The 22,224-nt window shown below is 64.9% G+C and carries 20 protein-coding genes and 1 tRNA gene; 7 read left to right on the forward strand and 14 right to left on the reverse strand.

The window, feature by feature from the left end:
- The first annotated feature begins 29 nt into the window (after positions 1-29).
- On the forward strand, positions 30-1,412 hold the full coding sequence (gene tssK, locus BM193_RS02465; RefSeq protein WP_092795108.1) for a type VI secretion system baseplate subunit TssK: 1,383 nt from the start codon (positions 30-32) through the stop codon (positions 1,410-1,412).
- Positions 1,409-2,194, forward strand: coding sequence for a type IVB secretion system protein IcmH/DotU (gene icmH, locus BM193_RS02470; protein ID WP_092795111.1), 786 nt, complete (start codon positions 1,409-1,411; stop codon positions 2,192-2,194). The genes tssK and icmH overlap by 4 nt, the downstream gene beginning before the upstream one ends.
- 14 nt (positions 2,195-2,208) lie before the next feature.
- Here icmH and BM193_RS02475 read toward each other — a convergent pair whose 3' ends face one another.
- The 4 genes from BM193_RS02475 to BM193_RS02490 all read right to left on the reverse strand — a co-directional run bounded on the left by BM193_RS02475 (position 2,209) and on the right by BM193_RS02490 (position 8,882).
- On the reverse strand, positions 2,209-2,997 hold the full coding sequence (locus tag BM193_RS02475) for an OmpA family protein (RefSeq protein WP_092795113.1): 789 nt from the start codon (positions 2,995-2,997) through the stop codon (positions 2,209-2,211).
- Between the two features lie 9 nt (positions 2,998-3,006).
- Positions 3,007-3,987 (reverse strand): type VI secretion system-associated protein TagF, encoded by a 981-nt coding sequence (gene tagF / locus BM193_RS02480; protein ID WP_092795115.1) that lies wholly within the window; start codon positions 3,985-3,987, stop codon positions 3,007-3,009.
- Entirely contained in the window at positions 3,984-7,808 is a 3,825-nt protein-coding gene (gene tssM / locus BM193_RS02485) for a type VI secretion system membrane subunit TssM (RefSeq protein WP_092795117.1), read from the reverse strand. Before tssM ends, tagF begins: the two co-directional genes overlap by 4 nt.
- 219 nt (positions 7,809-8,027) lie before the next feature.
- Positions 8,028-8,882, reverse strand: coding sequence for a M15 family metallopeptidase (locus tag BM193_RS02490; RefSeq protein WP_092795118.1), 855 nt, complete (start codon positions 8,880-8,882; stop codon positions 8,028-8,030).
- Positions 8,883-9,011: 129 nt separating this feature from the next.
- Between BM193_RS02490 and BM193_RS28660 the strand changes: the two genes are divergently transcribed.
- Positions 9,012-9,728, forward strand: coding sequence for a hypothetical protein (locus BM193_RS28660; protein WP_175533129.1), 717 nt, complete (start codon positions 9,012-9,014; stop codon positions 9,726-9,728).
- Between the two features lie 16 nt (positions 9,729-9,744).
- Here BM193_RS28660 and BM193_RS02500 read toward each other — a convergent pair whose 3' ends face one another.
- Positions 9,745-10,122: a VOC family protein gene (locus BM193_RS02500; protein WP_092795121.1), complete on the reverse strand. Its 378-nt coding sequence runs from the start codon at positions 10,120-10,122 to the stop codon at positions 9,745-9,747.
- Positions 10,119-10,910 (reverse strand): alpha/beta fold hydrolase, encoded by a 792-nt coding sequence (locus BM193_RS02505; protein ID WP_092795123.1) that lies wholly within the window; start codon positions 10,908-10,910, stop codon positions 10,119-10,121. The genes BM193_RS02500 and BM193_RS02505 overlap by 4 nt, the downstream gene beginning before the upstream one ends.
- 340 nt (positions 10,911-11,250) lie before the next feature.
- On the opposite strand from BM193_RS02505, the gene BM193_RS02510 reads away from it, so the two are divergent.
- A complete protein-coding gene (locus BM193_RS02510) occupies positions 11,251-11,634 on the forward strand; it encodes a hypothetical protein (RefSeq protein ID WP_254785795.1) in 384 nt (127 codons plus the stop codon).
- A 166-nt stretch (positions 11,635-11,800) separates the two neighbouring features.
- Here BM193_RS02510 and BM193_RS02515 read toward each other — a convergent pair.
- Positions 11,801-11,876 (reverse strand) — tRNA-Asn (locus BM193_RS02515).
- A 304-nt stretch (positions 11,877-12,180) separates the two neighbouring features.
- Here BM193_RS02515 and BM193_RS02520 point away from each other — a divergent pair.
- The gene (locus BM193_RS02520; RefSeq protein ID WP_092795126.1) at positions 12,181-12,888 is read left to right on the forward strand and encodes a GntR family transcriptional regulator; all 708 of its coding nucleotides are present in this window, start codon (positions 12,181-12,183) and stop codon (positions 12,886-12,888) included.
- 93 nt (positions 12,889-12,981) lie between these two features.
- On the opposite strand, the gene BM193_RS02525 is transcribed toward BM193_RS02520, so the two are convergent.
- The 5 genes from BM193_RS02525 to BM193_RS02545 all read right to left on the reverse strand — a co-directional run bounded on the left by BM193_RS02525 (position 12,982) and on the right by BM193_RS02545 (position 18,685).
- On the reverse strand, positions 12,982-14,280 hold the full coding sequence (locus BM193_RS02525) for an NCS2 family permease (RefSeq protein ID WP_092795127.1): 1,299 nt from the start codon (positions 14,278-14,280) through the stop codon (positions 12,982-12,984).
- Positions 14,281-14,352: 72 nt separating this feature from the next.
- Positions 14,353-14,769 (reverse strand): GtrA family protein, encoded by a 417-nt coding sequence (locus BM193_RS02530; protein ID WP_092795129.1) that lies wholly within the window; start codon positions 14,767-14,769, stop codon positions 14,353-14,355.
- A gap of 114 nt (positions 14,770-14,883) precedes the next feature.
- Positions 14,884-16,377 (reverse strand): c-type cytochrome, encoded by a 1,494-nt coding sequence (locus BM193_RS02535; protein ID WP_254785797.1) that lies wholly within the window; start codon positions 16,375-16,377, stop codon positions 14,884-14,886.
- Positions 16,374-18,032 (reverse strand): GMC family oxidoreductase, encoded by a 1,659-nt coding sequence (locus tag BM193_RS02540; RefSeq protein ID WP_092795130.1) that lies wholly within the window; start codon positions 18,030-18,032, stop codon positions 16,374-16,376. The genes BM193_RS02535 and BM193_RS02540 overlap by 4 nt, the downstream gene beginning before the upstream one ends.
- Entirely contained in the window at positions 18,029-18,685 is a 657-nt protein-coding gene (locus BM193_RS02545; RefSeq protein WP_092795131.1) for a sugar dehydrogenase complex small subunit, read from the reverse strand. The genes BM193_RS02540 and BM193_RS02545 overlap by 4 nt, the downstream gene beginning before the upstream one ends.
- A gap of 462 nt (positions 18,686-19,147) precedes the next feature.
- On the opposite strand from BM193_RS02545, the gene BM193_RS02550 reads away from it, so the two are divergent.
- Positions 19,148-19,843, forward strand: a complete 696-nt coding sequence (locus tag BM193_RS02550; protein WP_092795133.1) for a phage tail protein — start codon at positions 19,148-19,150, stop codon at positions 19,841-19,843.
- A 282-nt stretch (positions 19,844-20,125) separates the two neighbouring features.
- Positions 20,126-20,836, forward strand: coding sequence for a phage tail protein (locus BM193_RS02555; protein ID WP_092795134.1), 711 nt, complete (start codon positions 20,126-20,128; stop codon positions 20,834-20,836).
- 47 nt (positions 20,837-20,883) lie between these two features.
- Here BM193_RS02555 and BM193_RS02560 read toward each other — a convergent pair whose 3' ends face one another.
- Both BM193_RS02560 and BM193_RS02565 read right to left on the reverse strand, forming a co-directional pair.
- Positions 20,884-21,864: an SAM-dependent methyltransferase gene (locus BM193_RS02560; protein WP_092795136.1), complete on the reverse strand. Its 981-nt coding sequence runs from the start codon at positions 21,862-21,864 to the stop codon at positions 20,884-20,886.
- Positions 21,861-22,184 carry a DUF6916 family protein gene (locus BM193_RS02565; RefSeq protein WP_092795137.1) on the reverse strand — a complete coding sequence of 108 codons (324 nt, stop codon included), beginning with the start codon at positions 22,182-22,184 and terminating at the stop codon, positions 21,861-21,863. Before BM193_RS02565 ends, BM193_RS02560 begins: the two co-directional genes overlap by 4 nt.
- Positions 22,185-22,224: the final 40 nt, after the last annotated feature.

Here is a 22,224-nt window from a genome sequence, read left to right on the forward strand (position 1 = left end):
TCACACCGCCACACACGAGGAGAAACGACATGGGCATGGCAGCGAAAGTCTTGTGGGGAGAAGGCCTGTTCCTGCGGCCGCAGCACTTCCAGCGCCAGGATCAATATCATGAAATGCGCTTGCATCACACGGCCAGCGCGCTGCATCCGTATCTGTGGGGCGTGGCGCACATGGAATGGGACCTGGCGGCGCTGCAGACGGGCACCTTGCGCCTGCTGGCGCTGTCGGCCATCTTCCGCGACGGCGAAGTATTCGAGGCGGCCGGCGACGGCGCGCCGGGCAGCGACGCCCTGCCGGCGCCGGTGGACCTGGAAGCCCTGCCGCCCTCCGTGCAGGAAGTGACCTACTACGCGGCCCTGCCGGTGCTGAACCGCGAAGGCGTGAACTACACGGCGCAGCCGGCGACCGGCACCGGCGCCGCCAGCACGCCGCCGAACACCCGCTATGTGCACAGCATGCGCGCCACGCCCGACCTGTTTACGGAGTCCGCCGTGGCCGACGTGGCCTACCTGAAAAAGACCTTGCGCCTGCTTCCCGACAGCGAGGCGCGCGGCTCCTACGACTGCCTGCCGCTGATCGCCCTGCGGCGCACGGTGTCGGGTGGTTTCGAAGCCGTGCCCGCGTTCATGGCGCCCAGCCTGGCGATTGCCGGCGCGCCGCGCCTGCAAGGCGTGCTGGAACACCTGCTCGACGCGCTGCAGGCCAAGGTGGGCGCGCTGCACGGCCACCACCGCGAACCGAGCCGCAACGTGATCGAGTTCCGTTCGGGCGACGTGTCCTCGTTCTGGCTGCTGCACACGGTCAGCACGGCCGCCACCACCCTGATGCACTATGTGCGCCATCCTGCCCTGCATCCGGAGCGCCTGTACGAAGCGCTGCTGGGTCTGGCGGGCGGCCTGCTCAGCTACTCCAGGCACTACACGCTGGCCAGCCTGCCCGCCTACGACCATGCGCAGCCGGGCGCCTGTTTCGACGCCATCGACGGCATCATCCGCGAACTGCTCGACACGGTCATCTCGTCCAAGTATTTTTCCATCGCCCTGCTCGAGGACAAGCCATCGTACTACCTGGGCAAGCTCGATTCGGGCAAGATCGACCAGCACACCACCTTGTACCTGGCCATCCGCGCCGCCATGCCGGCCATCGAACTGGTCGACGTGGTGCCGCTGCGCGTCAAGGTGGGCGCGCCCGACGACGTGGAGAAATGCGTGCTGTCAGCCATGCCCGGCGTGAAGCTGTCGCACGCGCCACAGGTTCCCGCCGCCATCCCCGTGCGCCCTGATACGTATTATTTTGCGATCGACAACCGCGGCGCGCTGTACGAGCAAATGCGCAAGGCGCAGTCGATCTCCGTGTACGTGCCGGCCGGCATACGCGACCTGCAGCTGGAACTGATCGCGGTGACGGCATGAGCCAGCTCATCGAACGGCGCGCGGCGCCCTCCCTGCTGGGTCCTCGCGGCCCCGCCCCGGCAAACAGCAGCCGGCATGCCGGCAGCGCCCTGCTGGACCTGATGCACGAAGGCTTCTACATGCTGTTCATGCTGAAGAATGGTTCGTCGCCCGGCGATGAGCAAAGCTTCATGGAGCGCATCACGGCCTTTCTCGGCGACTTCGAACGCGAAGCGAAAAAGATCCGCGCCGACGGCGATGATATCGAGGCGGCCAAATATGCGTTTTGCTCGGCCGTCGATGAAATCATCCTGGCCTCGCCCTTCTCCTTGCGCAAGCAGTGGGAGCGGCGCCCGCTGCAGTTGCTGATCTTCGGCGACCAGCTGGCCGGCGAACACTTTTTCGACCGTCTCGACGCCTTGCGCGGCAAGGGCGCCATGCGCGTGCAGGCGCTGCAGGTCTTCCACATGTGCCTGTTGCTGGGCTTCCAGGGAAAATATGCGATCGACGGCGGCGAGAAACTCAGCTATCTGACCAGCCGCCTGGGCGACGAGATCGCCCACATCAAGGGCAAGAGCCGGGGCTTCGCGCCGCGCGCCGAGCGCCCCGACCAGGTGGTCAACAAGCGCCGCAGCGACGTGCCGCTATGGGCCTTGTCCAGCATCTTCGCCCTGCTGGCCATCTGCGCCTACCTGGGCCTGAAAACGCATCTGACACATGCCACGCAAACGACGCTGGCGGCCTATGCGGACCTGGTCAAGCTGGCGCCGCGACCGGCGAACCTGACCATCACGCTGCCTTGATCATTGCGCGTTGATCATTGTGCGATCCTGAATTCGATGCGCCGGTTGCGCGCCCGGCCATCGGCCGTGGCGTTGCTGGCCACGGGGCGGTCCGGTCCCTGGCCCGAGGTCAGCACCATCTCCGCCTTGATGCCTTGCGTGATGAAATAACTGCGCACGGCGTCGGCGCGCGCCTGGCTCAGCGCCACATTGCTGGCGCGCAGACCCGTGTTGTCCGTGTGGCCGATCACTTCCACCTTGCGCTCCTTGAGCTTTTGCATGACAGCCGCCATCTCGTCGAGGATGGCCAGGCCGGCTGGCGTGATGCTCGCCTTGCCGCTGTCGAATTCGATGATGCGCTTGTCCAGCGCCGCGTCGAGCATGCCCTGCTCCGCCTCGGCCGCCTTGACGCGCAAGCCGTTGTTGACGATGTAGGTGGGATTGAGGCTGGTGGCGATGTCGCTGGCGATCTGCTGGCGCTGCGCCTCGTTGGCCACTTCACCGCGCACGCTGACGTTGCTGCCGTCGATGCTGATCTGTCCGCGCGAGATGAGCTTCAGGTTCGGCGCGATCAGCTTCTGCACATAAGCGTTCCAGTTGGCTGGCACGGCCACGTTGCCGATGGCGATCTGGTCGACCACGCGCTCGGCGCCATACAGTTCGCGCAGGCGCGCCAGCACGGCCGCCTTGGCCCCTTCATCTGCCAGGGTGCCCGTCACCAGGATCTGTCCCGGCATGGGCGTGGCGGGCGCCTGTGCCTGCACCTGGGCGCGGCAAGGCATGGCGGCGGCAAGCAGCAGCACGACGATGGCGGAAGATTTCATCGCAATCCTTCAGGCAAAGGTTTCGGCAAACAGGCTGCAGGCCGAGCGCAGCGACATCTGTTCCTGCTGCAGGCAGGCGGAGAACCGGCGCAGCGCCGGCTCCGCCCCCAGCTGCTCGTCGACCCAGTCCAGCTGATCGAAGACGATCAGCCGCTCGCCGGCCGACTGCGGCTCGATCAGCGCGCGCAAGCCATGCGGATCGGCGCCGCAAAAGCCGATCACCAGCACCGGTGCCTCATCCAGATGGGCGAAGAACAGCGCCAGTTCGAAATCGGCCTGGCGCAGGAATGGCGTGACCAGGTGCAGCCAGAAGCTGGCCGCCAGTTCGCGCGCGTGCGCGTCCTGCGGCAGTGGCAGCACCAGGCTTTTTTCCAGGCGCGGGCGGCCGCTCTGGCGCACGGGGCGCAGCAGCAAGCCGAGTCCCAGCAGCAGCTCGCGCACCGTCACGGGAAAGGTGGGCGAGGCCAGCATGGCTTGCAGGCTGTGCACCGTCTGCGCCTGTAAAAAATCCGAGAATTGCACCGCATGGCAAGCGGCGCCCGTATCGATTTCCACCACGTTGCCGGCCAGCGCCAGCAGCGCCGCCCCCGGTTCGGCGCTGGCCACGATGCCGTGCGACAGCTGCTCCACCCGCTGCCACAGCGGCGCCAGCACCAGCGGACTGCGGGCAACAAAGGTGCCGGCATCGTCGACCTCCAGCGCCCCCATGGCCATGAAGGGAAAGCGCCGGTGCGACTGGTCGCTGCTCGCTTCCAGGCGCCCGGCGATGGCGCGCCGGCTGCGCGTGCCGACAAAGGCGAAGCGCAGCGGCGGCAAGGCGTCGTAATTGAGCTTCCAGCGCGGTTCGGCCGTCAACGCGTTCATGACTTGCGCCAGCCAGTCGTCGAGCAGCTGCACCAGCGCGTGGTTGTCGCAGGCCTTGATGAAGTCGCCGCGCGCGGGGATCTTGCCAAAGTATCCCAGGCGCACCTGCTGCGGCCCGCGCATCATGGCGCCACCCCGCCCGCCACTCCCGCCACCGCGTCCGCGACACCTGCCGCCGGCGGTGCCGCCACGGCCGTGCCAACGATCGTTTCCGGCAGCTTCATGCCGCGAAAGCCCTGTTCCTGCACGGCCGTCGCGGCGCCGGCGCCCGTGGTTTCGGCGCTGCTGGTGATTTTCAGGTCCAGCGCCACGGCCACGTCGCCGCGCGTCCAGCGCAGCTCGAACACGCCGCCGTCCTTGCGCTTTTTGCTGGCCGCGTCGATCATGCGCTTCAGGCCAAACTGGCCCGCTTCGTTGAACAGTTCCACCGTGCGCCCGTCGAAGGTGACGGCCGTGATCCTTGCTCCCGGCGCGCCCTGCGGGCTGGGATGGACCATGTTGGTCCACTGCGCCGGCGTATTGCGGTAGCGCAGCTGCTGGCCGTCGATCTCCACCGTGTATTCCAGCGTGCCCGGCGCGGGCGATGGCTGGATCTGGAACACGGTTTGCGCCGCCGTCGAGGTGGACGCCACGCCCCCCGCGCCCAGCGGCGCGATCCAGCCGGGGAAGCGCGCCACCACCTGCGGCGACAGGCTGATGCCCATGTCGGCCCAGGTGCGCGGCGCCAGCACGTCGCCGCGCCGCACCACCAGCGGTCCCATGGCGGTGGTGACGAATTTCGCCACCAGCCCTTCCGGGCCGAAGAACTGGCCGATTTCCAGGTTGCTCGCCTCGATGCGCGCCGAGGGCGCAAACGGATATTTGTTCGCCAGCGACTTCTGGAACGGCTCATACACCTGCGCCGCCCAGGTCTTGTTGATGTCCAGCTCCGCCGGCGCGACGATGACGGCAAAGGTCTGCATCAATGGCCGCACGAGGATGGGCCGGATGGCCTGCTTTTGCGCGTCGCTCATCCCCGTGAGCATCTGCTCGTCGACCAGTTTCAAGGTGTCGGCCAGTTCGGAGCCGCTGCCTTCCAGCGTCTGCTGCATGAACTGGCGCGCGCCTGGCCCGGGATCGCCCTGGTTCTTCAGCTGGTTCAAACGGCTGCGCAGTTTCGACAGCGCCTCCAGGTAGGCGCGCATCAGCGACGCATCCTTCTCGTTGGCGGCCATCAGCTTGCCCACGCCCGCAAACTCGCGCCCCACGGGTCCCATGGGCTTGTCCAGGCGGGCCGGGTCGATCTGCGCGTTCAGGCCGGGATTGGCCGTCAGCTGCGAGGGCGCCCGGCGCAGCACGGTCTCCTTGAACCAGGCAATGATGCCCCGCTCGGCCTTGCGCAGCTGCGCATTTTGCAGCGCCGGGTTGTCCCACGACGTCTCCTGGTAGATGGTCGTGAGCAGCTTGGCGATCGGCGAGGACTGCGGGTCGCCCAGCCGGTTCATGGCTTGCACGGCGCCGTCGAAGCCTTTCAGGTCGGCGACGGCCACGCCCTGCACGAACTTTTGCCATTCGCGCGCGTAGTCGGCCTTGTACATGGCCACCAGGTTTTTCTCGATCTGCTCCGGACTGCCTTCCAGCGTCAGGTCGTCGGTCGACGCGCTTTTCAGCACCCAGTCGGCGCTTTGCAGTTCGCGGTTGGCGGCATCGCGGAACGCCCCTTCGACGAACTGTTCCCAGGCCTGGCGCGTGTAGGCGCCGGACACGGCATAACTGCCCGCCAGCAGCGCCTGGTCCTGCTCGCCGACGATGCGCGCCACCGTCATGCCCGGAAAGCGCGTTGACGCGCGCGCGCGGATATCGGCATACACGCGCTCGCGCGCCGGCATGCCGCGCACCACGCGGCGCAGGTTGTCGCGCGCCTGGTCCACCAGCGCCAGCTTCTGTTCGATGCGCGGCCACGACGGATCGGCCACCTGCGCCAGGTAGAACGTCAGGAGCCGCTCGGCGCTGCGTATCATCTGCTCGCGCGGCATGGCGCCACGGTTGCCTTCCAGCCAGCCGCGCCAGAAACGCGTCATCTGGTCATTCAGATGGCTGCTTTCCGCATGCGTTTTATCGGCCAGCATCAGATAGGTTTTCAGCGCGTTGTAGGCGTCTTCCACATTCGTCGGCGACGCGGCCTGGTACTGGAAGGTGCGTGCGGCGGGCGATGCAGCCGGTGCCGCGGCCGGTGTCTGCGGCGTGCGCGCCGCCGGCTGCAGCTGGTCGGCGCTGGCATTCATCTCGGCCAGCAAGCCCTCCAGTGCGCCCACCACGGGTTCGAGCATGACGTGGCGCGCGCCGGCAAAATATTCCTCGCGCAGCTTACGTTCGAGCAACTCGCCCTGGTACAAGCCCATGCGCAAGGACCAGGGCCGTTGCGTGCGGTACGCTTCCAGCTGCTCGATGCGGTCCTGCAAGATCTCCAGCGCTTCCAGGCGCGACTGCAAGTCCAGGCGCTGCTCCTGCAGGCGCACCACCTTGTTCAGATCGGCCTCGACATTGGCCACCAGTTGCCGGTTGCCCAGGTACGACCAGCTCCAGCCGCCCAGGCAGGCGCCCAGGGTCACGGTGGCGGCAAAGAATATGGCGTACTTGAAACGCACCTTGTTGCGGCTGGCATAGTTGGCGACCAGGTGTTTATCGGCAAAAATCACCTTGCGGAACAGGTCGAGCAGGAAATAGCCATGCTGGCGCGCCCCCGTTGGCGCCACGGCGGGCGCAGGCGCGAAGGCCAGATCAAAGCGGCGCGCCACCTGCTGCGACGATGCGCTGACGGGCTCGCCTTCCTGCAGCGCGCTGGTCAGATAAAAACCACGGAACACGGGCTGGAACTGGAACGGGTTTTCCTCGAACAGGGTGGCGATGAAGGCGCGCAGGGCGGGCTTGATGGCGGCGAACTCGAGCGGGAAAGTAAACACCCCGGGCGCCATGGTCTGGCGCTGGCGGTGCGCCATGTTGGCCAGGCTCATTTCCGTCAAGCCATCATGCAATTCGTCAAAACTCTGGTCGAAGAAATTCAGCAGGTCCGCCGTGGGCAGCTTGCGCTGGTAGGGCATGGTGGCGCCCCAGACCCGCTCGCGCTCGCTGCGTTCCGCATCCGCGAAAAACTCCGAGAAGCCGGCGATCAGGTCGGCCTTGGTAAACACGATGTACAGGGGCGCGAATACTTCCAGGCGCTCGATGACGTCCTGCACGCGCTTGCGCAGGCTGCGCGCCAGTTGCATGCCGACATCAGGATCGCCGCCCAGTTCGGCGATGCTGACGGCGATGAGGATGCCGTTGATGGGCGCCTTGCGCCGGTATTTTTTCAGCAGGTCAAGAAAGCCGAACCATTCGCCGCGGTGCTCGTCGACCACGGAATAGCGGCCCGCCGTGTCGAGCACGATGCCGTCCGTGGTAAAGAACCAGTCGCAGTTGCGCGTGCCGCCCACGCCTTGCACGATCTTGCCGTCGGCGAAGGGAAATTGCAGGCCTGAATGCAGGATGGCGCTGCTCTTGCCGGCGGCCGGATTGCCGATGATCATGTACCACGGTAATTCGTACAGCGCGGCGGCGCCCGACTTGAGCCCCAGCTTGGAACTCTTGATGGTATCGATGGCTTCCAGCAAGCCGGTGCGCACGGCGTCGAGCTCGCCATGCTGCGGATGCGCCGTCGTGGAAGCCGAGGCGGCCTGCGCGGCGGCGATCTCGGCCTGGTTGAGTATCGCCTGCCCCAGCGCCTGCGCATCGCGCCGCGCGCGGCGCCGGCGCCACAGCCACACGCCCAGCCAGATGACAAAGGCGAGCAGCAGCACGGCCACGGCCCAGACCAGCGCCACTTCCAGCATGTCGGCACCCAGGTACAGGAACACGGCCAGAGCCACGAAGCCGAAGATGGTCAGATGGCGGCTATCGGTAAGGAAATGCCAGATTCTTCGCAGCATGGTGAGCCCAGGGTGAGGTCGCAAAGCGGGATGGCCGCCGCAAGAGCATGAGCGGACCCGGTCGATCCTGACAGCAATGCCGGGAAACTTTGTTGACAAATAACAAGTGTTGAACGGCCGCGCCGTGCAGCGTGCCGGGCACTATTGACGCCGCGCAAGCATGCTTGCGCCTTTGAAAACACCGCGCGCGGGCGGCGCTAGAATGGCTGGCGCCGCCTGTCAGTTCGTCGCTGCCGACTTGCCCAGCACCTGGCGCTGCGGCAATTCCGTGTGGCCGAAATCCATCATGGTCCAGCGCCCGCCCCAGCGCAGGCCTACCGATTCGGCCGTCACGCCATATAAACGGTAGCCGCGCATGGCCCACGCATTTTTTTCAGAAATGATGAGCTTTCCCTCATGCATGAACGCGCAATCGGCGGCCAGGCCATACTGGTGATAACTTTGAAAGGCCCGGGCGTTCGTCACGTTCGGGCCGGCCGCCGCCAGCTGGTTCTGGCGGGCGGGGCTGCGGTAGCCTTCCAGCAAGACCATATCGTAGCCATGCACCTCCTTCATGATCTTGAACACCAGCAACAGGCGCTGCGCGTAATCATGGTCGAGCAACTGCCAGTTGCGGCTGGCGCCGCCCAGCAGCGGACGCAACTGGGTCACCTCCGCCGTGGTAAACAACAGCGGCGGCAGGGTCGGCGGCGGCACCAGCTGCTCGCCTTTCAGCAAGTCGCTGACCTGGTCATTGATGGCGTGTTGCCGGTCGGCATAGCCACGCAGGGCAATGCGGTCGCTGGACAGCCAGGCCAGCAGTGGCGGCATGACGATCAGCATGCCGCCTGCCAGCGACAGCCAGCGGTGGCGCAGCAGCAGCCGCCAGGCGCGCGCCGTGCCGGAACCCGTGTGCTGCCGCAAGCGCTGCCATTGCGCCCCGCCGCCCTGGTTCAGGCGCCGGGCGCGCCGCTGCACGCGCCAGCCCAGGTTGACCATGGCGTGCAGCAAGGTGGCGCGCCCGCCGGGAAACAGCAGCAGCCAGCAGGCGAAACAGGCAAGCAGGAAATACATCAGGACCAGGGCGACGAACATGGGGCGCTCCGTGACAGGGATCTGCGGGGGTCGGACAGCAATTGCCCGGCGGTATCGCTAGATCGTATGCGTGCGCGGCCCACATGAGCGCGGTTTACATCAAGCTCGATCCAGTTCGGAGGTGATATTTTGTCTTTGCTGAAAACCGGAGATCAACCGCCGCGCGGCCCGAACCTGCTGGGCAAGGCAGACATGGCTGCCGCCCATGCCGACGGCAATCGTATTCTGTCCCAGCTCGAACATGGCGCCACCGCGCCCGCCACATCGGATGCGGCGCACTGGCGGCCCGGCCGCTGGTATTGGGTGGCAGGCGGCGCCTGCCTGGTGGCGCTTGGCGTGGCCGTGCTGGCCCATGACATGGCAAGCCTGGGCGCGCCGGACTCCGCAGCGGAGCCGGCAACAACCGTGGCGCGCGCCACCGCAACCGCGCCGGCGCCAGCACCAGCGCCACCGGCGGCGCCGCCGGCGACGGCCCAGCATGCGGCCACCATCGTCAATGACGCGAGCCCGCCCCTGCCTGTCGTGGTGGCGGCGGCGCCCATGGCCGCGACCACGCCGCGCAAGGCGCCTGCCGCCGTGCGCCAGGGGGCCACGCGCCCGCCCGCGTCCAGGCCCGCACCGTCCGCCGCGGGCGACAGCGACGTGGCCTTGCTGACGGCCATGGTGGCGCATGCGCACCGGCAAGAAGGTCCGGCGGCGCCCGTGCGCGACGTGGTGCTGCGCACGGAAGAAGAGGAAACGGCAAGCCTGCTGCGGCGCTGCAAGCAACTGGGCATGATCGAAGGCATGCTGTGCCGTTCGCGCATCTGCTCGGGCCGCTGGGACAGCGATGCCGCCTGCCATTGAGGCGCGCTGGCGACGCTTATGCGCGCTCGGACACTTCGATCAGGTTGCGGTCCGGGTCGCGCAGATAGATGGAGCGGATGGGCCAGTTGGCACCCGTGCGGGCCACCGGCCCCTCCTCGATCGCCACGCCCAGGCTGTTCAAGTGGGCAATAAAGGTATCGAGCGGCACGGCGGCGATGAAACACAGGTCGAGCGAACCCGGGGTCGGCAGCGCGGCCTTGGGCAGGAATTCCTTGCCATGCTCGTGCAGATTGATCTTTTGCATGCCGAACTTGAAGGCATGGCGCCCGGCACCAAACGTTTCCAGCCGCATGCCCAGCACGCGCGTATAAAAATCGATGCACGCGCTCTTGTCGCGCGTCGTCAATACCAGGTGGTCCAAATGGTCGATCATGTTGTCTCCGGGTGAGCGGGCGCGTCCATGCGCCCCCGTAAAAAGCCGTCCATCAGCGCCAGCAACGCGGGCGGCTGCTCCTGGTGCGGCGTATGGCCGCACTGCTCGACCATGGCCGGGATGGCGTTCAAGGCCTGCGCCACGATGGTGTCGACCTGGGCGGCGCTGCCGTACTGGTCTTCCGTGCCCTGCACCACCAGCGCCGGGCATTCGACCGAGGGCAGCAGATATTCGATATTCCAGAACTGGAAGCCATAGCTGAGCCATGTTTCGGACCAGGCCTTGAAGACCGACGCGGTATTATCGCCATGGTATTTCGCCAGCGCACGCAGCTTGCCCGCGCCAAACGCCGCATCGGCGCTGCGGATGCCGTCAAGCGTCATGCCTTCCACGAAGACATGCGCCGCTTCGGTGATGATGCCGCGCAGGCGTGGCGCTTGCTGCGCCGCATAAATCAGGGCGATGCTGCCGCCATCGGAGTGGCCGATGAGAAAGTGATCCTGTCCCGGTATCAGTGCCGCAAGCACGAGCGGCAACTCGCATAGCGCATAGTCGTGCAAGTAATGGATCTGGCGCCGCGCCGCCAGCGGCGACGACTGTCCATAGCCGTGACGGTCATACAGCAAGCCGCGGCAGCCTGTGGCCTGGCACAGTTGCGCGGGGAAATCCTTCCACATCGCGCAGCAACCGAGGCCCTCGTGCAGGAACACCAGATACGGCCTGGCGGGATCGCCGTCGATCAGTTCGTAATAGATATCGGTGTCGGCGCTCAGGTTGAGTATCGGCATAGGCTAGGTTTGCAAGAAGGTCCACATCGACAGGATAAACGGACCTATTGTGCCATTCCCTGTACAAGCTTGCTCATCGCACACACAAAAATAGCTCACTGGAAAAACTATCAACGGCCCTCCGCCAACCTTTTGCGCCAGCGCAAATAGCCGCCGTTTTTCACGCGCCCGGCGGCCCTTTTCGCCACGCCACGCGCCTAGAATTACTCTCTCTGCCCAATGCGGAGTACACGGCTACCTTATCAGCCAGGACGTGACACAGGCCGTCACGGTAACAGGATAGGGCGTCTTGCCGCACGACGACAGGCGCGGCGTCCAAACTATCGATCAGGAGTACATCATGGAAATGAAAGTAGAACACCGCACCGGCAGCAACCTGGCTCTGGAAGAAACGGATGCGCCGATGGAACAGGAAGGGCAAAGCGCCAAAGGCGCCGCCGCGCAGGACCTGAACCTGAGCGCCGCCGCCTTTACCACCTACTACACGTGGACCGCCAATGGCGTGCATCCTTCGGTCAACTTCGCCAATGCCAACGTGAAAGCCAATTCGCGCGTGCTGCTCAACATCAGCGAATACGGCGCGAATGCCCAGGACCGCTTCATCGGCGCCGCCCGCATGGCCGTGTATAACATCGCTCCGTACAACGGCGGCTTCAAGGCCTGGGTGGAAATCTCCTGGGGCGCCCCGCTGAAGGTCCGTTTCGACGTGTTTGTCGATCCCTGATCCGGGCAGCACACGCGCCGATGCGGCCTGATGGCATCAGCCCGGCGTGTCCTGCCTTGGGCATACCCTGATGCGGGGAGTGTGAAGCAGTAAGCTGTGCAGGAATCTGTGCGCGCAAAACAAAAGGGCCACGTGTTGCCACGTGGCCCTTTGCTACTACTTGTTCTGGCTCCCCGACCTGGACTCGAACCAGGGACCTGCGGATTAACAGTCCGTCGCTCTACCAACTGAGCTATCAGGGAAAGGAGGCCGAATTATATACGTCAACAATACACATGTCCAGTTGCAATCAGCACGCTGGTAAAAAGCAGGCGGTCACGGGGCTGGCGGCAAAGCTGCCCGGCGCGATTACGCCATCCGGAGCAAGCCTGCGCTGCGCTGCCGCGTCCGTCTGCGCACCGCGCCGCAAGATAGTAGAATAGCCTTGCCTCCGCAGCACGGGAGGCGCAAAACAGCACGCCAGAGACAGCCGCCTTAGCCACGCGGCGGCTTCGGCATGCACTTGCAAGGCCTGGCCTTGCCCCTGGCTTTCTGCTTCTACCTGACATGACCGAATCAAGCGCACCAGCGGTGGACAAGCCCAACAGCGGCGACAGCTCGGCCGAGATTGCCGAGCATATGGCAGCGGCCATTGTGGCGCGCCAGTTGCCGCCCGGCACGCGACTGCGTGAAGAGGCCCTGTGCCGGCTGTATGGCGTCAGCCGCACCAAGATCCGCGCCGCCCTGCTGATCCTGTTCAAGGATAAATTGATACGCATGGTGCCCGACAAGGGCGCCTTCGTCAGCCAACCCACGGAAGCCGAGGCGCGCGACATCTTTGCCGCGCGGCGCATCATCGAGGCGGCCCTGGCGCGCGAATTCGTCGCGCGGGCCAGGCCGGCCGACTATCGGATGCTGGAACGGCACCTGAAAGCGGAGCGGCAGGCGCTGACCCAGGCCACGCCGCTGCGCTCGCAACTGCTGGGCGACTTCCATGTGCTGCTGGCCGACATCGCCGGCAATGCCGTGCTGCGCGATATCGTGCGCGAACTGGTGGGCCGCAGCTCGCTGATCACCATGCTGTACCAGTCCGGCCACGATGCCGCCTGCTCGTGCGATGAACACGTCCGCTTTCTCGACGCGGCGCGCAGCGGGGATGCCGGCCTGGCGGCACGATTGATGGTCGAGCACCTGACACACGTGGAAGCGGCCTTGCGCTTCGATGGCAGCGCGCATGACGACAAGAAAGACCTGGTGGCGGCATTGCTGATGTAAAACGCCGGCTGCCGCGCCAAAAGCAAAGGCCTCCCCTGCTCGTGCACGGGAGGCCTTTTCATACGCGGCGCCAGGGAACTGACGGCCAGGCGGCTATTCGCCCAGGTAGATAAACTTGAACAGGAAGATGGCGGCGATGATGTAGGCCACCACCGAAACTTGCTTGCCCTTGCCCGTCAACAGCTTCAATACCGCGTAGGTGATGAAGCCGAAGGCCACCCCGCTGGCCACCGAATAGGTGAACGGCATCATCAGGGCCGTGATGGCGGCGGGAATGCTCTCCGTGCTGTCATCCCAGTCGATATAGGTCAGTTCGCGCAGCATCAGACAGGCCACGTACAGCAGCGCGGGCGCCGTCGCATACGGTGGCACGGTGTGCGCCAGCGGCGCGAAAAACAGGCTGCCCAGGAACAGCAGCGCAACGGCCACGGCCGTCAAGCCCGTGCGGCCGCCCGCTTGCACGCCGGCAGCGCTTTCCACGAAGGCCGTGGTGCTGGACGTGCCCAGGCAGGCGCCGGCGGCGATCGCCGTGCTGTCGGCCAGCAAGGCCTTGTTCATGCGTTCCATCTTGCCGTCCTTCAGCAAGCCGGCGCGGTTGGCCACGCCCATCAGGGTACCCGTCGCATCAAACAGCTCAACCAGGAAAAACACCAGTACCACGTTGACGATGCCGATCGACAGGGCGCCCATGATATCGAGCTTGAACAAGGTCGGCTCGATGGCGGGCGGCGCCGAGACGATGCCGTTGAACTGGTTGCCGCCGAAGAAGAAGCTGGCGATGGTGATGCTGAGAATGCCGATGAGGATGGCACCGGGCACTTTCAGGCGGTCCAGCGCGACGATGATGAAGAAACCGAGAATGGCCAGGATGGGCGCCGCCTGGTGCAAGTCGCCCAGGGCGATGATGGTGGCGGGATTCGATACCACCACGCCGGCGCTTTTCAGCGAAATGATGGCCAGGAACAGGCCGATACCCACCGTGATGGCCGTGCGCAGCGCGGGCGGGATGCTGTTGATGATCATCTCGCGCACCTTGAACAGGCTGACCAGGATAAACAGGCAGCCGGAAATGAAGACGGCGCCCAGCGCCACTTCCCAGCTCATGCCCATGCCCTTCACCACCGTGTACGAGAAATACGCATTCAAGCCCATGCCCGGCGCCAGCGCGATCGGATAATTCGCGTACAGCCCCATGATCAGGGTGCCGATGGCGGCGGCCAGGCAGGTGGCGACGAAGACGGCGTCTTTCGGCATGCCCGCGTCGCCGAGGATGGACGGGTTGACGAAGATGATGTAGGCCATCGTCAGGAATGTGGTCAGGCCGGCCAGCAGCTCCGTGCGCACATTGGTCCCGTTGTCCTTCAATTTGAAATAGCGTTCCAGGAACTGCATGATTAACCCCTTGTTTTTGGTCGAACCGGGCGCCGGCTTGGAGCCAGTGCGCCTCTTGTTATTTCTAGATGACTACTTCTTGCCGGCGCTGGCCGGCTTGAACGCCCACCAGCGGCTGCCGGCAAAATTCCACAGCAAACCGATACCCGTTACCAGCAACTGCGCCAGCCAGTAATACCAGCCCAGCTGATGCACGAGCAGCCACATCAGGGCTGTATTGATGCACCAGCCGATGCCCAGCAGGGTGAAATATTTGCTGGCCGCTTCGCCGTGATTTTTCTGACTTTGAAAGGTGAAGAAATAATTGAACAGGTAATTGACGACGGAACCAAGGATATAGCCTAGGCCCGAAGCGACGGCGGCACTGATGCCGGCCCATTCGACACCCGCCCACAACACGGCATACTGCACGGCCGTGCCGGAAGCGCCGACGGCGGCAAAACGTAAGAACTGGTGATGCAGGGCATGCGAGGTGGTCGATGAAGACATGGTCAATTTTCAAATGGAACGGTGGCGGGGCCGGCAAGAATAAAAAATGGCTACGATTGCTCGTAACCATTTTTCAGCCTGCATTTTACTGCAAGTTGCAGCAAAGGTTCAGATTCACGTCCCCTTTGCCGCTTGCGCATGGCGCTGGCGGCGCCGGCGCAGCCACACGCACAGCGCGAGCAGCAGCAGGATGCCCACCACGCCAGCGGGCAGCATGAACGGCTGCGCACGGGCTAGCACGGGTTTCTCGCCGCCGCTGCGCGCCTGCGCCACATAGGCGGGCGTGACCGACACGTCCGGGTTGCCGTACCGCTTCAACACGTAGTTGGCGATCGAGGCGATCTGCTCGTCCGTGAGCGGCTGCACGTACGAGCGCTGGTCGAAGCGGGGCATGAAGGCTTCATGCGTTTCCCCTTCGATCTTGCGCTCGACGCCGAACAAAATGGCCGATACCAGATTCGCCGGCGTGGCGCCGCCCGTCGCCGTATTGTTGAACAGGGCCGGATACGCCTGCCCCGTGCTGCCGGCGCCGCTGGCCGAATGGCAGCTGGCGCAATAGCCGGAAAACAGCACCGCGCCGCTGTTGAGCGAATGGTGCTCGGTGGAACTGGCCATGCCCCGCAACGCCGGCTCTTCACTGGCCGCGCTGCCATGGCTGAACGCGGCCTTCTGCTGCCCGGGCGCGCGCACGGGCGGCACCGTGCGCAGCCAGGCGACGATGGCCGCCACGTCATCGTCGCGCAAGAATTGCAGGCTGTTCTGGATGGCTTCGGCCATGCCGCCCGCCGCCTGCCCCTTGCCTTCCACGTGGCCCGTCTTCAGGTACGCCGTGAGCTCGGCATCCGTCCACGCGCCGATGCCGCTGACCTTGTCGGAGGTAATGTTCGGCGCATGCCAGGAGCCGAGCGAGGCGCCCGCCAGCGTCTGGCTGCCGATTTCCGCCATCAGCGCGTTGCGCGGCGTATGGCAGGCGCTGCAGTGCGCCAGGCCTTCGGCCAGGTAGGCGCCACGGTTGATCTGCGCGCTTTTTGCCGGGTCCGGCACGAAGCGTTTATTGTCGAGGAACAAGGTATTCCAGCCCAGCATGGACAGGCGCACATTGAACGGGAAAGGCAGGGCCGTCTGGCGCGCGGGCTCATCGACGGGCTGGACGGCCTGCATGAAGTAGTAATACAGGTCGCCCACATCCGTATCCGTCAGCTGCGCATAGCTGGTATAGGGCATGGCCGGGTACAGATGGCTGCCGTCGGCGCGCACGCCTTCGCGCAGCGCGCGCGCAAAGTCGCTTTCCGTGTAATGGCCGATGCCACCCTTTTTCGACGGCGTGATATTCGTCGCATAGATCGTGCCCAGCGGCGAATCGATGGCATAGCCGCCCGCGTACGGCTTGCCGCCGGCGGCCGTATGGCACGCCATGCAATCGGCGGCGATGGCCAGGTAGCGGCCCCGCTCCAGGCGCGCATCGGGGTTGGCAGCCACGGGGGCGGCCGGACGGTCCGGCGTCAGGGTGACGGGCGGTGCCGAGGCCGGCACGGATGCGGGCACGGCGGCAATGGCGCCGCCGGCCAGCAAGGCCACGCCGAGGGCAAGGGACAGGCGGCGCATCATGCCGCCTCCCTTGCCAGGATACGGGCGATGTCGTCGGCCGCGCGCAAACCGAGCGCAGCCATGCTGAGGGTGGTGTTCACCACGCTGGCCGATGGCATGGCGCCGCCGCCGGGCAGCCACAGGTTGGCGTGGTCGTGCGCGCGGCAATTGCCGTCGACCACGGAGTCGGCGCGGTTGCTGCCCATGATGACGCCGCCCATGATGTGGTTGTTGGCGTTCAGGCTGCTGGTGATATTGAATTCCACGGCACCGAACAGCTTGCCGATGTGTTCCAGCTGCGCATGCGCGGCCTTCGCGCCATCGCGCACGTAGTCGCCCACGTCGTAATAAATATCCGGGCAGGCCAGGCCCAGCGGGTCCTTGCGCGTCTTGCTCAAGGTTAAACGGTTATGCGCTTCCGGCAAGGGTTCCAGGCTGATCGACAGGTCCACGCCAAAGGCGGCGCGGCGGCGGATCTCATCATCGAGATCCTTGCCCACCAGGCCCAGTTTCAGCGACTGCTGGGTAGCGGGCCCCACGCGGGTGATATTGTTCAGGATCATCTTGTTGGCCGAGTACCGCGCGCGGAAGGCGCCATCGCGCGGCCCCACCAGGCAGCTGCTCTGCGCCGGACCACGTCCTGTCCAGATCGGCTCATTGGCGAGGAAGGTACAGTGGAAGCCGGAATGGTCCATCATGTTGCGGCCCACCTGGTCCGAACTGTTGGCGATGCCGTTCGGATTGTTCCGGTTCGCCGCCAGCAGCAGCAAGCGCGGCGTCTCGATGCCATTGCAGGCGATGACGAAGGCCTTGCCCGTCGCCATGTGCGATTGTTTCTTGGCGTCGTACCAGTGCACGGCCGTCACGCGGTTGTTCTGGTCCGTGTCGATGCGGTAGACAACGGCCTCGGCCAGCACGCCCGCGCCTTTCAGCTCGGCGCGCTCCACATGGTGGATGCCGTTGTACATGGCGCCGATCGGGCAGATCGGCTGGCAATTGTTGTTGCCGCAGCAGGTGGGACGCCCCTGCCACGGGCGCGTCGAGCGGCCTTGCGGGATCGGCACGGAACGGTAGCCGTGCGGGTTGACCACCTCGGCGAAGCGCTTGTCGCCATAGCCCCAGGGCACCATGTCCATCGGATACGGCGCGCTGCGCTCGCTGGGCGACTGCAGCGCGGGATCATTGGGACCGGCCACGCCCATTTCCTGCTCGGCGCGGCAATAATAGGGTTCCAGCTCATCGTAGGAAATGGCCCAGTCCCGCCCTACCCCATAGTCGCTCTTCATGCGCATGTCGGACGGCAAGTGGCGCCAGCACGACGCGGCCCAGTGCCAGGTGGTGCCGCCGACCGTGCGCAGATAGCCCTGCTGGAAACTGCTGCCGCTGGGGCCGGACAGTTCCACGTAATTATTCTTCGGAAAATACAGGGGCGCCGGCGCGTTGTCCGCCTGCGGATACAGGCCCTGGAAGTCGGAACCGACGCGGTTTTCAAATGGCATGTTGCGCCAGTTTTCCACGGCCTGCCCCCGCTCGATGCGCAGGCCCGCTTCCAGCATGATCACGGAATGGCCCTGCGCGGCCAGCTGGTCGGCCATCATGGCGCCGACCACGCCGGAACCGACGATGACGACATCGGCGACGACGTCGCCATTACTCTTGAATTGGGGTGATTTCATTTTGCTTGTTTGCCTTTGGGTTCGGGAGTGCCGGTGGTGGCCGGGGCGGGCACGGGCTTCGGTGCCACGGGCGCGGAAACGCCCACGGCGGGCGGCGCCTTGAGCCACCACAAGGGGCCGTAATTGCAATAAGTCGGCACGACCTGACCATCGGCCACCGTGCGGTACATCAACGCTTCCGCATAGGCGACGACGATGGACTTGGTGCCGTTGGCTGCCTGGCCGGCCACGGTGCCCGTGTACCAGGCGGCCACGATGGCCAGCGCCAGCGCGCGCAGGCCAGGATCGGCGGCGCTGGCGGCCGCCAGCAGGGCCTTGGCTTCCTGGCCCGTGACGAGCAGCGCGCCCAGCCGCGGCAACTGCTCGGCAAAACCGGGCACATTGGTGCGCATGGCCTGCTCGATGCGGCTTGCCGTGCCGGCAGACAAATCGCGGTGGCCCGTGATGGTTTGCGACAGGGTGTAGAACAGCATGCTGCCAGGCACCAGGCCGGTGGCGGGCGCGCTGGCCGGCGCCTGCATGGCGGCCGACAGGGGATTGCTCCAGAAACCGGCCTGTGCCAGCAAAGCGGCCAGGCCGATCAGGGCATGCCGGCGGCTGATGCGTGGTAGGGATGAGGATGCTTCAGATGCTGCGCTGCCTGAATGTGTCATGAGACTCCCGCAAGACTTGTTGTTTTGTTGACTTGGATGATTGCGCTAAATCACATTTGAACAAATGAAATTCATCGCGTCATTATCATACAGAAATAAATTGTTTGCCAATGTAGTATTACTACTGGAACACGGCATGCAAGATGGTGGGCACCGAGCAAGGCCTGTTCGCGCAGACTGGCGGTATCGCGCCGCCAGCGCGCACGGCGTGCCGAGTGGCCGTGTCCTGACCCGGCGGTTTCATCACCCGCGCGCGGTGGCTGGAAAAGCCTGCGGGAAGGGACGCTTTATACGCTGCGTTGCGGATTGCACGCAATAACACTGTATTTGCAATAACAGAGTGAAGTTTATATAAAAGTAAATTAATATAAGCGCGCTGCATTGGAAAAATACTGCGCCCGCCGTCAGAATAAACAGCGCCGGGACAATCACGACTGACCCCATACTTGAAAGGCATTCATCATGGATAGTTTTATTGGCACGATAATGGCCGTTGGCTTCAATTTTGCCCCGCGCGGCTGGATGACCTGCAGCGGGCAATTATTATCGATCAACAGCAACAGTGCCTTGTTTGCGCTGCTGGGCACGCAATATGGCGGCGATGGCGTCAACACCTTCGGCCTGCCCGACCTGCGCGGCCGGGTTGCCGTCGGCGCCAACAACGGTGTCGCGGGACGCATCACGGCTGTGAACGGCACTGCTGGTGGCGCCCTCACCAGTGCCGTGACCGGCACCGGCACCGGCACCGTGACAGGCTCGCTGACCGTGGCCAACTTGCCTGCCCACAACCATACGGCGACATTCACGCCAAGTGGTGGCGGCTCGACCACCGTAGCCATCAAGGTCAGCACCGATGCCGCCACCACCGCCACCCCCAGCAGCACCAGCTATCTGGCGGTCGGCAAATCGTCGGGCGCACAGACCCCTTTCCTGTACCGCAATGATATCGGCGCGGGCAGCACCAACCTGGCGAGCGACATGGCGACGGTTTCCGGCGGCGGCTCAGGCGGCACGGTGACGGTCGACAATACGGGCACCGGCTCCCCGCTGGCCTTGCCCGCGACCGTCAACCTTGCAGGCACCGCGGCGACCGTGCCGCCATTCCAGGGCGTGCTGTATATTATCTGCGTCGAAGGTCTTTTCCCAAGCCGAAATTAATAAAATAATATTTATTTTTAATCAATAACATAAAAAAGTGCGCGTGCCGCACTTTTTTATGTCGACGCAAGCCCGTCCGATAAGCCGCCGCGCCGCCAGGACCGCAAAGCGAACACAAGTAAAATATTCCGCATCATTCAAAAACCAAAATCGTTGACTTGGCCCGGGATCATATTATGATGGACGGGGTTTCATAATCCGCCCTGCCTTTTTCCAGTCGACCGGAAGAACGTCTTGCGCTCAAAAATTCACTGCAATTTCCTCTTTATCAAGGATGAAAGAATGGATCCAATTTTAGGTACGGTTATCTTGTCGGCCTTTCCCTTCGCGCCGCAAGGCTGGATGTTCTGCAATGGCCAATTGCTCAACATCCGCCAATATACGGCGCTGTATTCGCTGCTCGGCACCGCGTATGGCGGCGATGGCGTGAACACCTTCGCGCTGCCCGACCTGGCGGGACGCATTCCCGTCGCCCTGAACGGCACGGCCGCGCCCGACCGCATCGTGACCGCCGCCGTCGCGACGCCTGGTGGCAACGGCACGCCAAAGATGGGCGATAAACTGGCCGCCAACGTACGCCTGAGCAGCACGGGCACGGCCAGCGTGGCCTTGCAGGAAACCAACCTGCCGTCCCACACCCACACCGCAACCGCCTCGTCCACGCCCGCGTCGGTGACCATGAAGATCACCGCCAGCCTGGATGCGGGCAGCGGCGTCACGCCCATGGCAAACGGCTATCTGGCGGTGTCCAAGGCAAACGGCGCCAGCGTGTCCAGCATTTACACGACGGCCATCGGTCCAGCCGGCAGCGTGGAATTGGCAGGCGGCACGGGGCAGGTGAGCGTGACACCGACCATCACCAATTCCAACACGGGCAACGGCACGCCGCTGCAGGCGCCGGTGACCGTGACGGCAGCGGCAGCGCCAACGCCGCCGTTCCTGGCGATGCAATACATCATCGCCGTCGAAGGCAATTATCCGATGCGTAACTGATACGCCAGGAACTCTACGGATGGGCCGGCCAACAGCCCATCCGTTTGTCAAACGATGCGGCAGGCCAGCCCCGGCTCCCTGCCGAGCATGTAAGTAAAGTCGAGCACCTCGCCGCCGGTGAGGGCGGGCTTGCCAGGCAGCGGCAAGGGCAGGTTCAAGCTGCAATCATAGTCACCGAGCACAACGTCGCCATGTACGCGGATGCGCGTGAGCAGGCGCGGCGCCTGCTCCAGCTTGGCCGGCACGCGCAGGCGCGCGCCAGGCAAGCGACTCCCTTCGCCCGCCGGCAAGCCGCCCTCCTCCCACGCCGCGATCGTCTGTGCCGTCAAGGCAAATACGGTACCCCATTCGCCGCAGACATCCTCCGGCGTGCGGCGCGGCAAGCCCAGATGCACCGTCACGGCGGCCGGCAGCAGCGCGGCCGAAGGCGCCTGCACATGCAGGTTGCGCATGATGGCCACCTGCGGTTCCTTGCCCAGGGCCGTGTTCATGGTTTCGCTGATGATCACGTCGGGCATGCCGTCGGCGGGGATGCGGTAGGCGGCCGCATCGGCGCAAATATAGTCCGACACGTGGCCGGCGTAGCCGAGTTCCCCGATCAGCGCGCGCGCATAGCCGAGGGTATGCGCGTGCACTTCGAGGATGCACAACTGCACCTGCTGCTCGCTCAGCAGCGCCATCAGCGGCAGGGCCAGCAAGGCAAACGGTCCGCTGCCCGCATACAGTACCCGCACCGGCCGGTCCGCCCGCAGGCGCTGCGTCACCGCCTGCAGCAGGCCGCGCGTGAAGGCGGCGCTGCGCAGCGGTTCGCGCGCGCACAGGGCCGCCTGCACGGGCGATATGGCCCAGCCGCTGTCGAGAAAACTCTCGCCGTCCGTCATGCGGTCCGATGCCTGCATCGGCAAGGCACAATGCCGCTCCGCCACACGCCGCAGACGGTCCATCTCGCCGATCAGGCTGGCAAGCGGGCGTTGCGGATCCGCGACAGCACGCGCAATACTGGCCAGCTCGGCCTGCGCCGCGCTCACGAAAAACTCACCTGGTAGCGCTGCCGCCCCTCGTCCTGCGCCCTGGCGGGAAACGCGGGGGCGATCGGCCACAGGTACCATTGCTGGCGACCCAGCAGTGGATGCTCGAGCACATATTGCCCCTCTTCCAGCAGCAGCTGGGCCGGGCCGCTGAAGATCAGCGACAGCGGCGTGCGAAACGTTTCCGGCAAGCCGCGCCGTGGCAGCTCCAGCGCTTCATCCAGGCGCAAGGCCAGGAGTCCGCCCGAACAGTGGGCAAGGAATTCGGTCTGCAGGCAAGGCAACAACTGCTCCAGCGTGATCATCGGGGCGATATTCATTCAGGCATCCTGTAGTGATTGCAAGTGGGCGCAAAAATAG

Origin of the sequence: Janthinobacterium sp. 344 (assembly GCF_900112025.1) — a bacterium.
Lineage (GTDB): Bacteria > Pseudomonadota > Gammaproteobacteria > Burkholderiales > Burkholderiaceae_D > Janthinobacterium.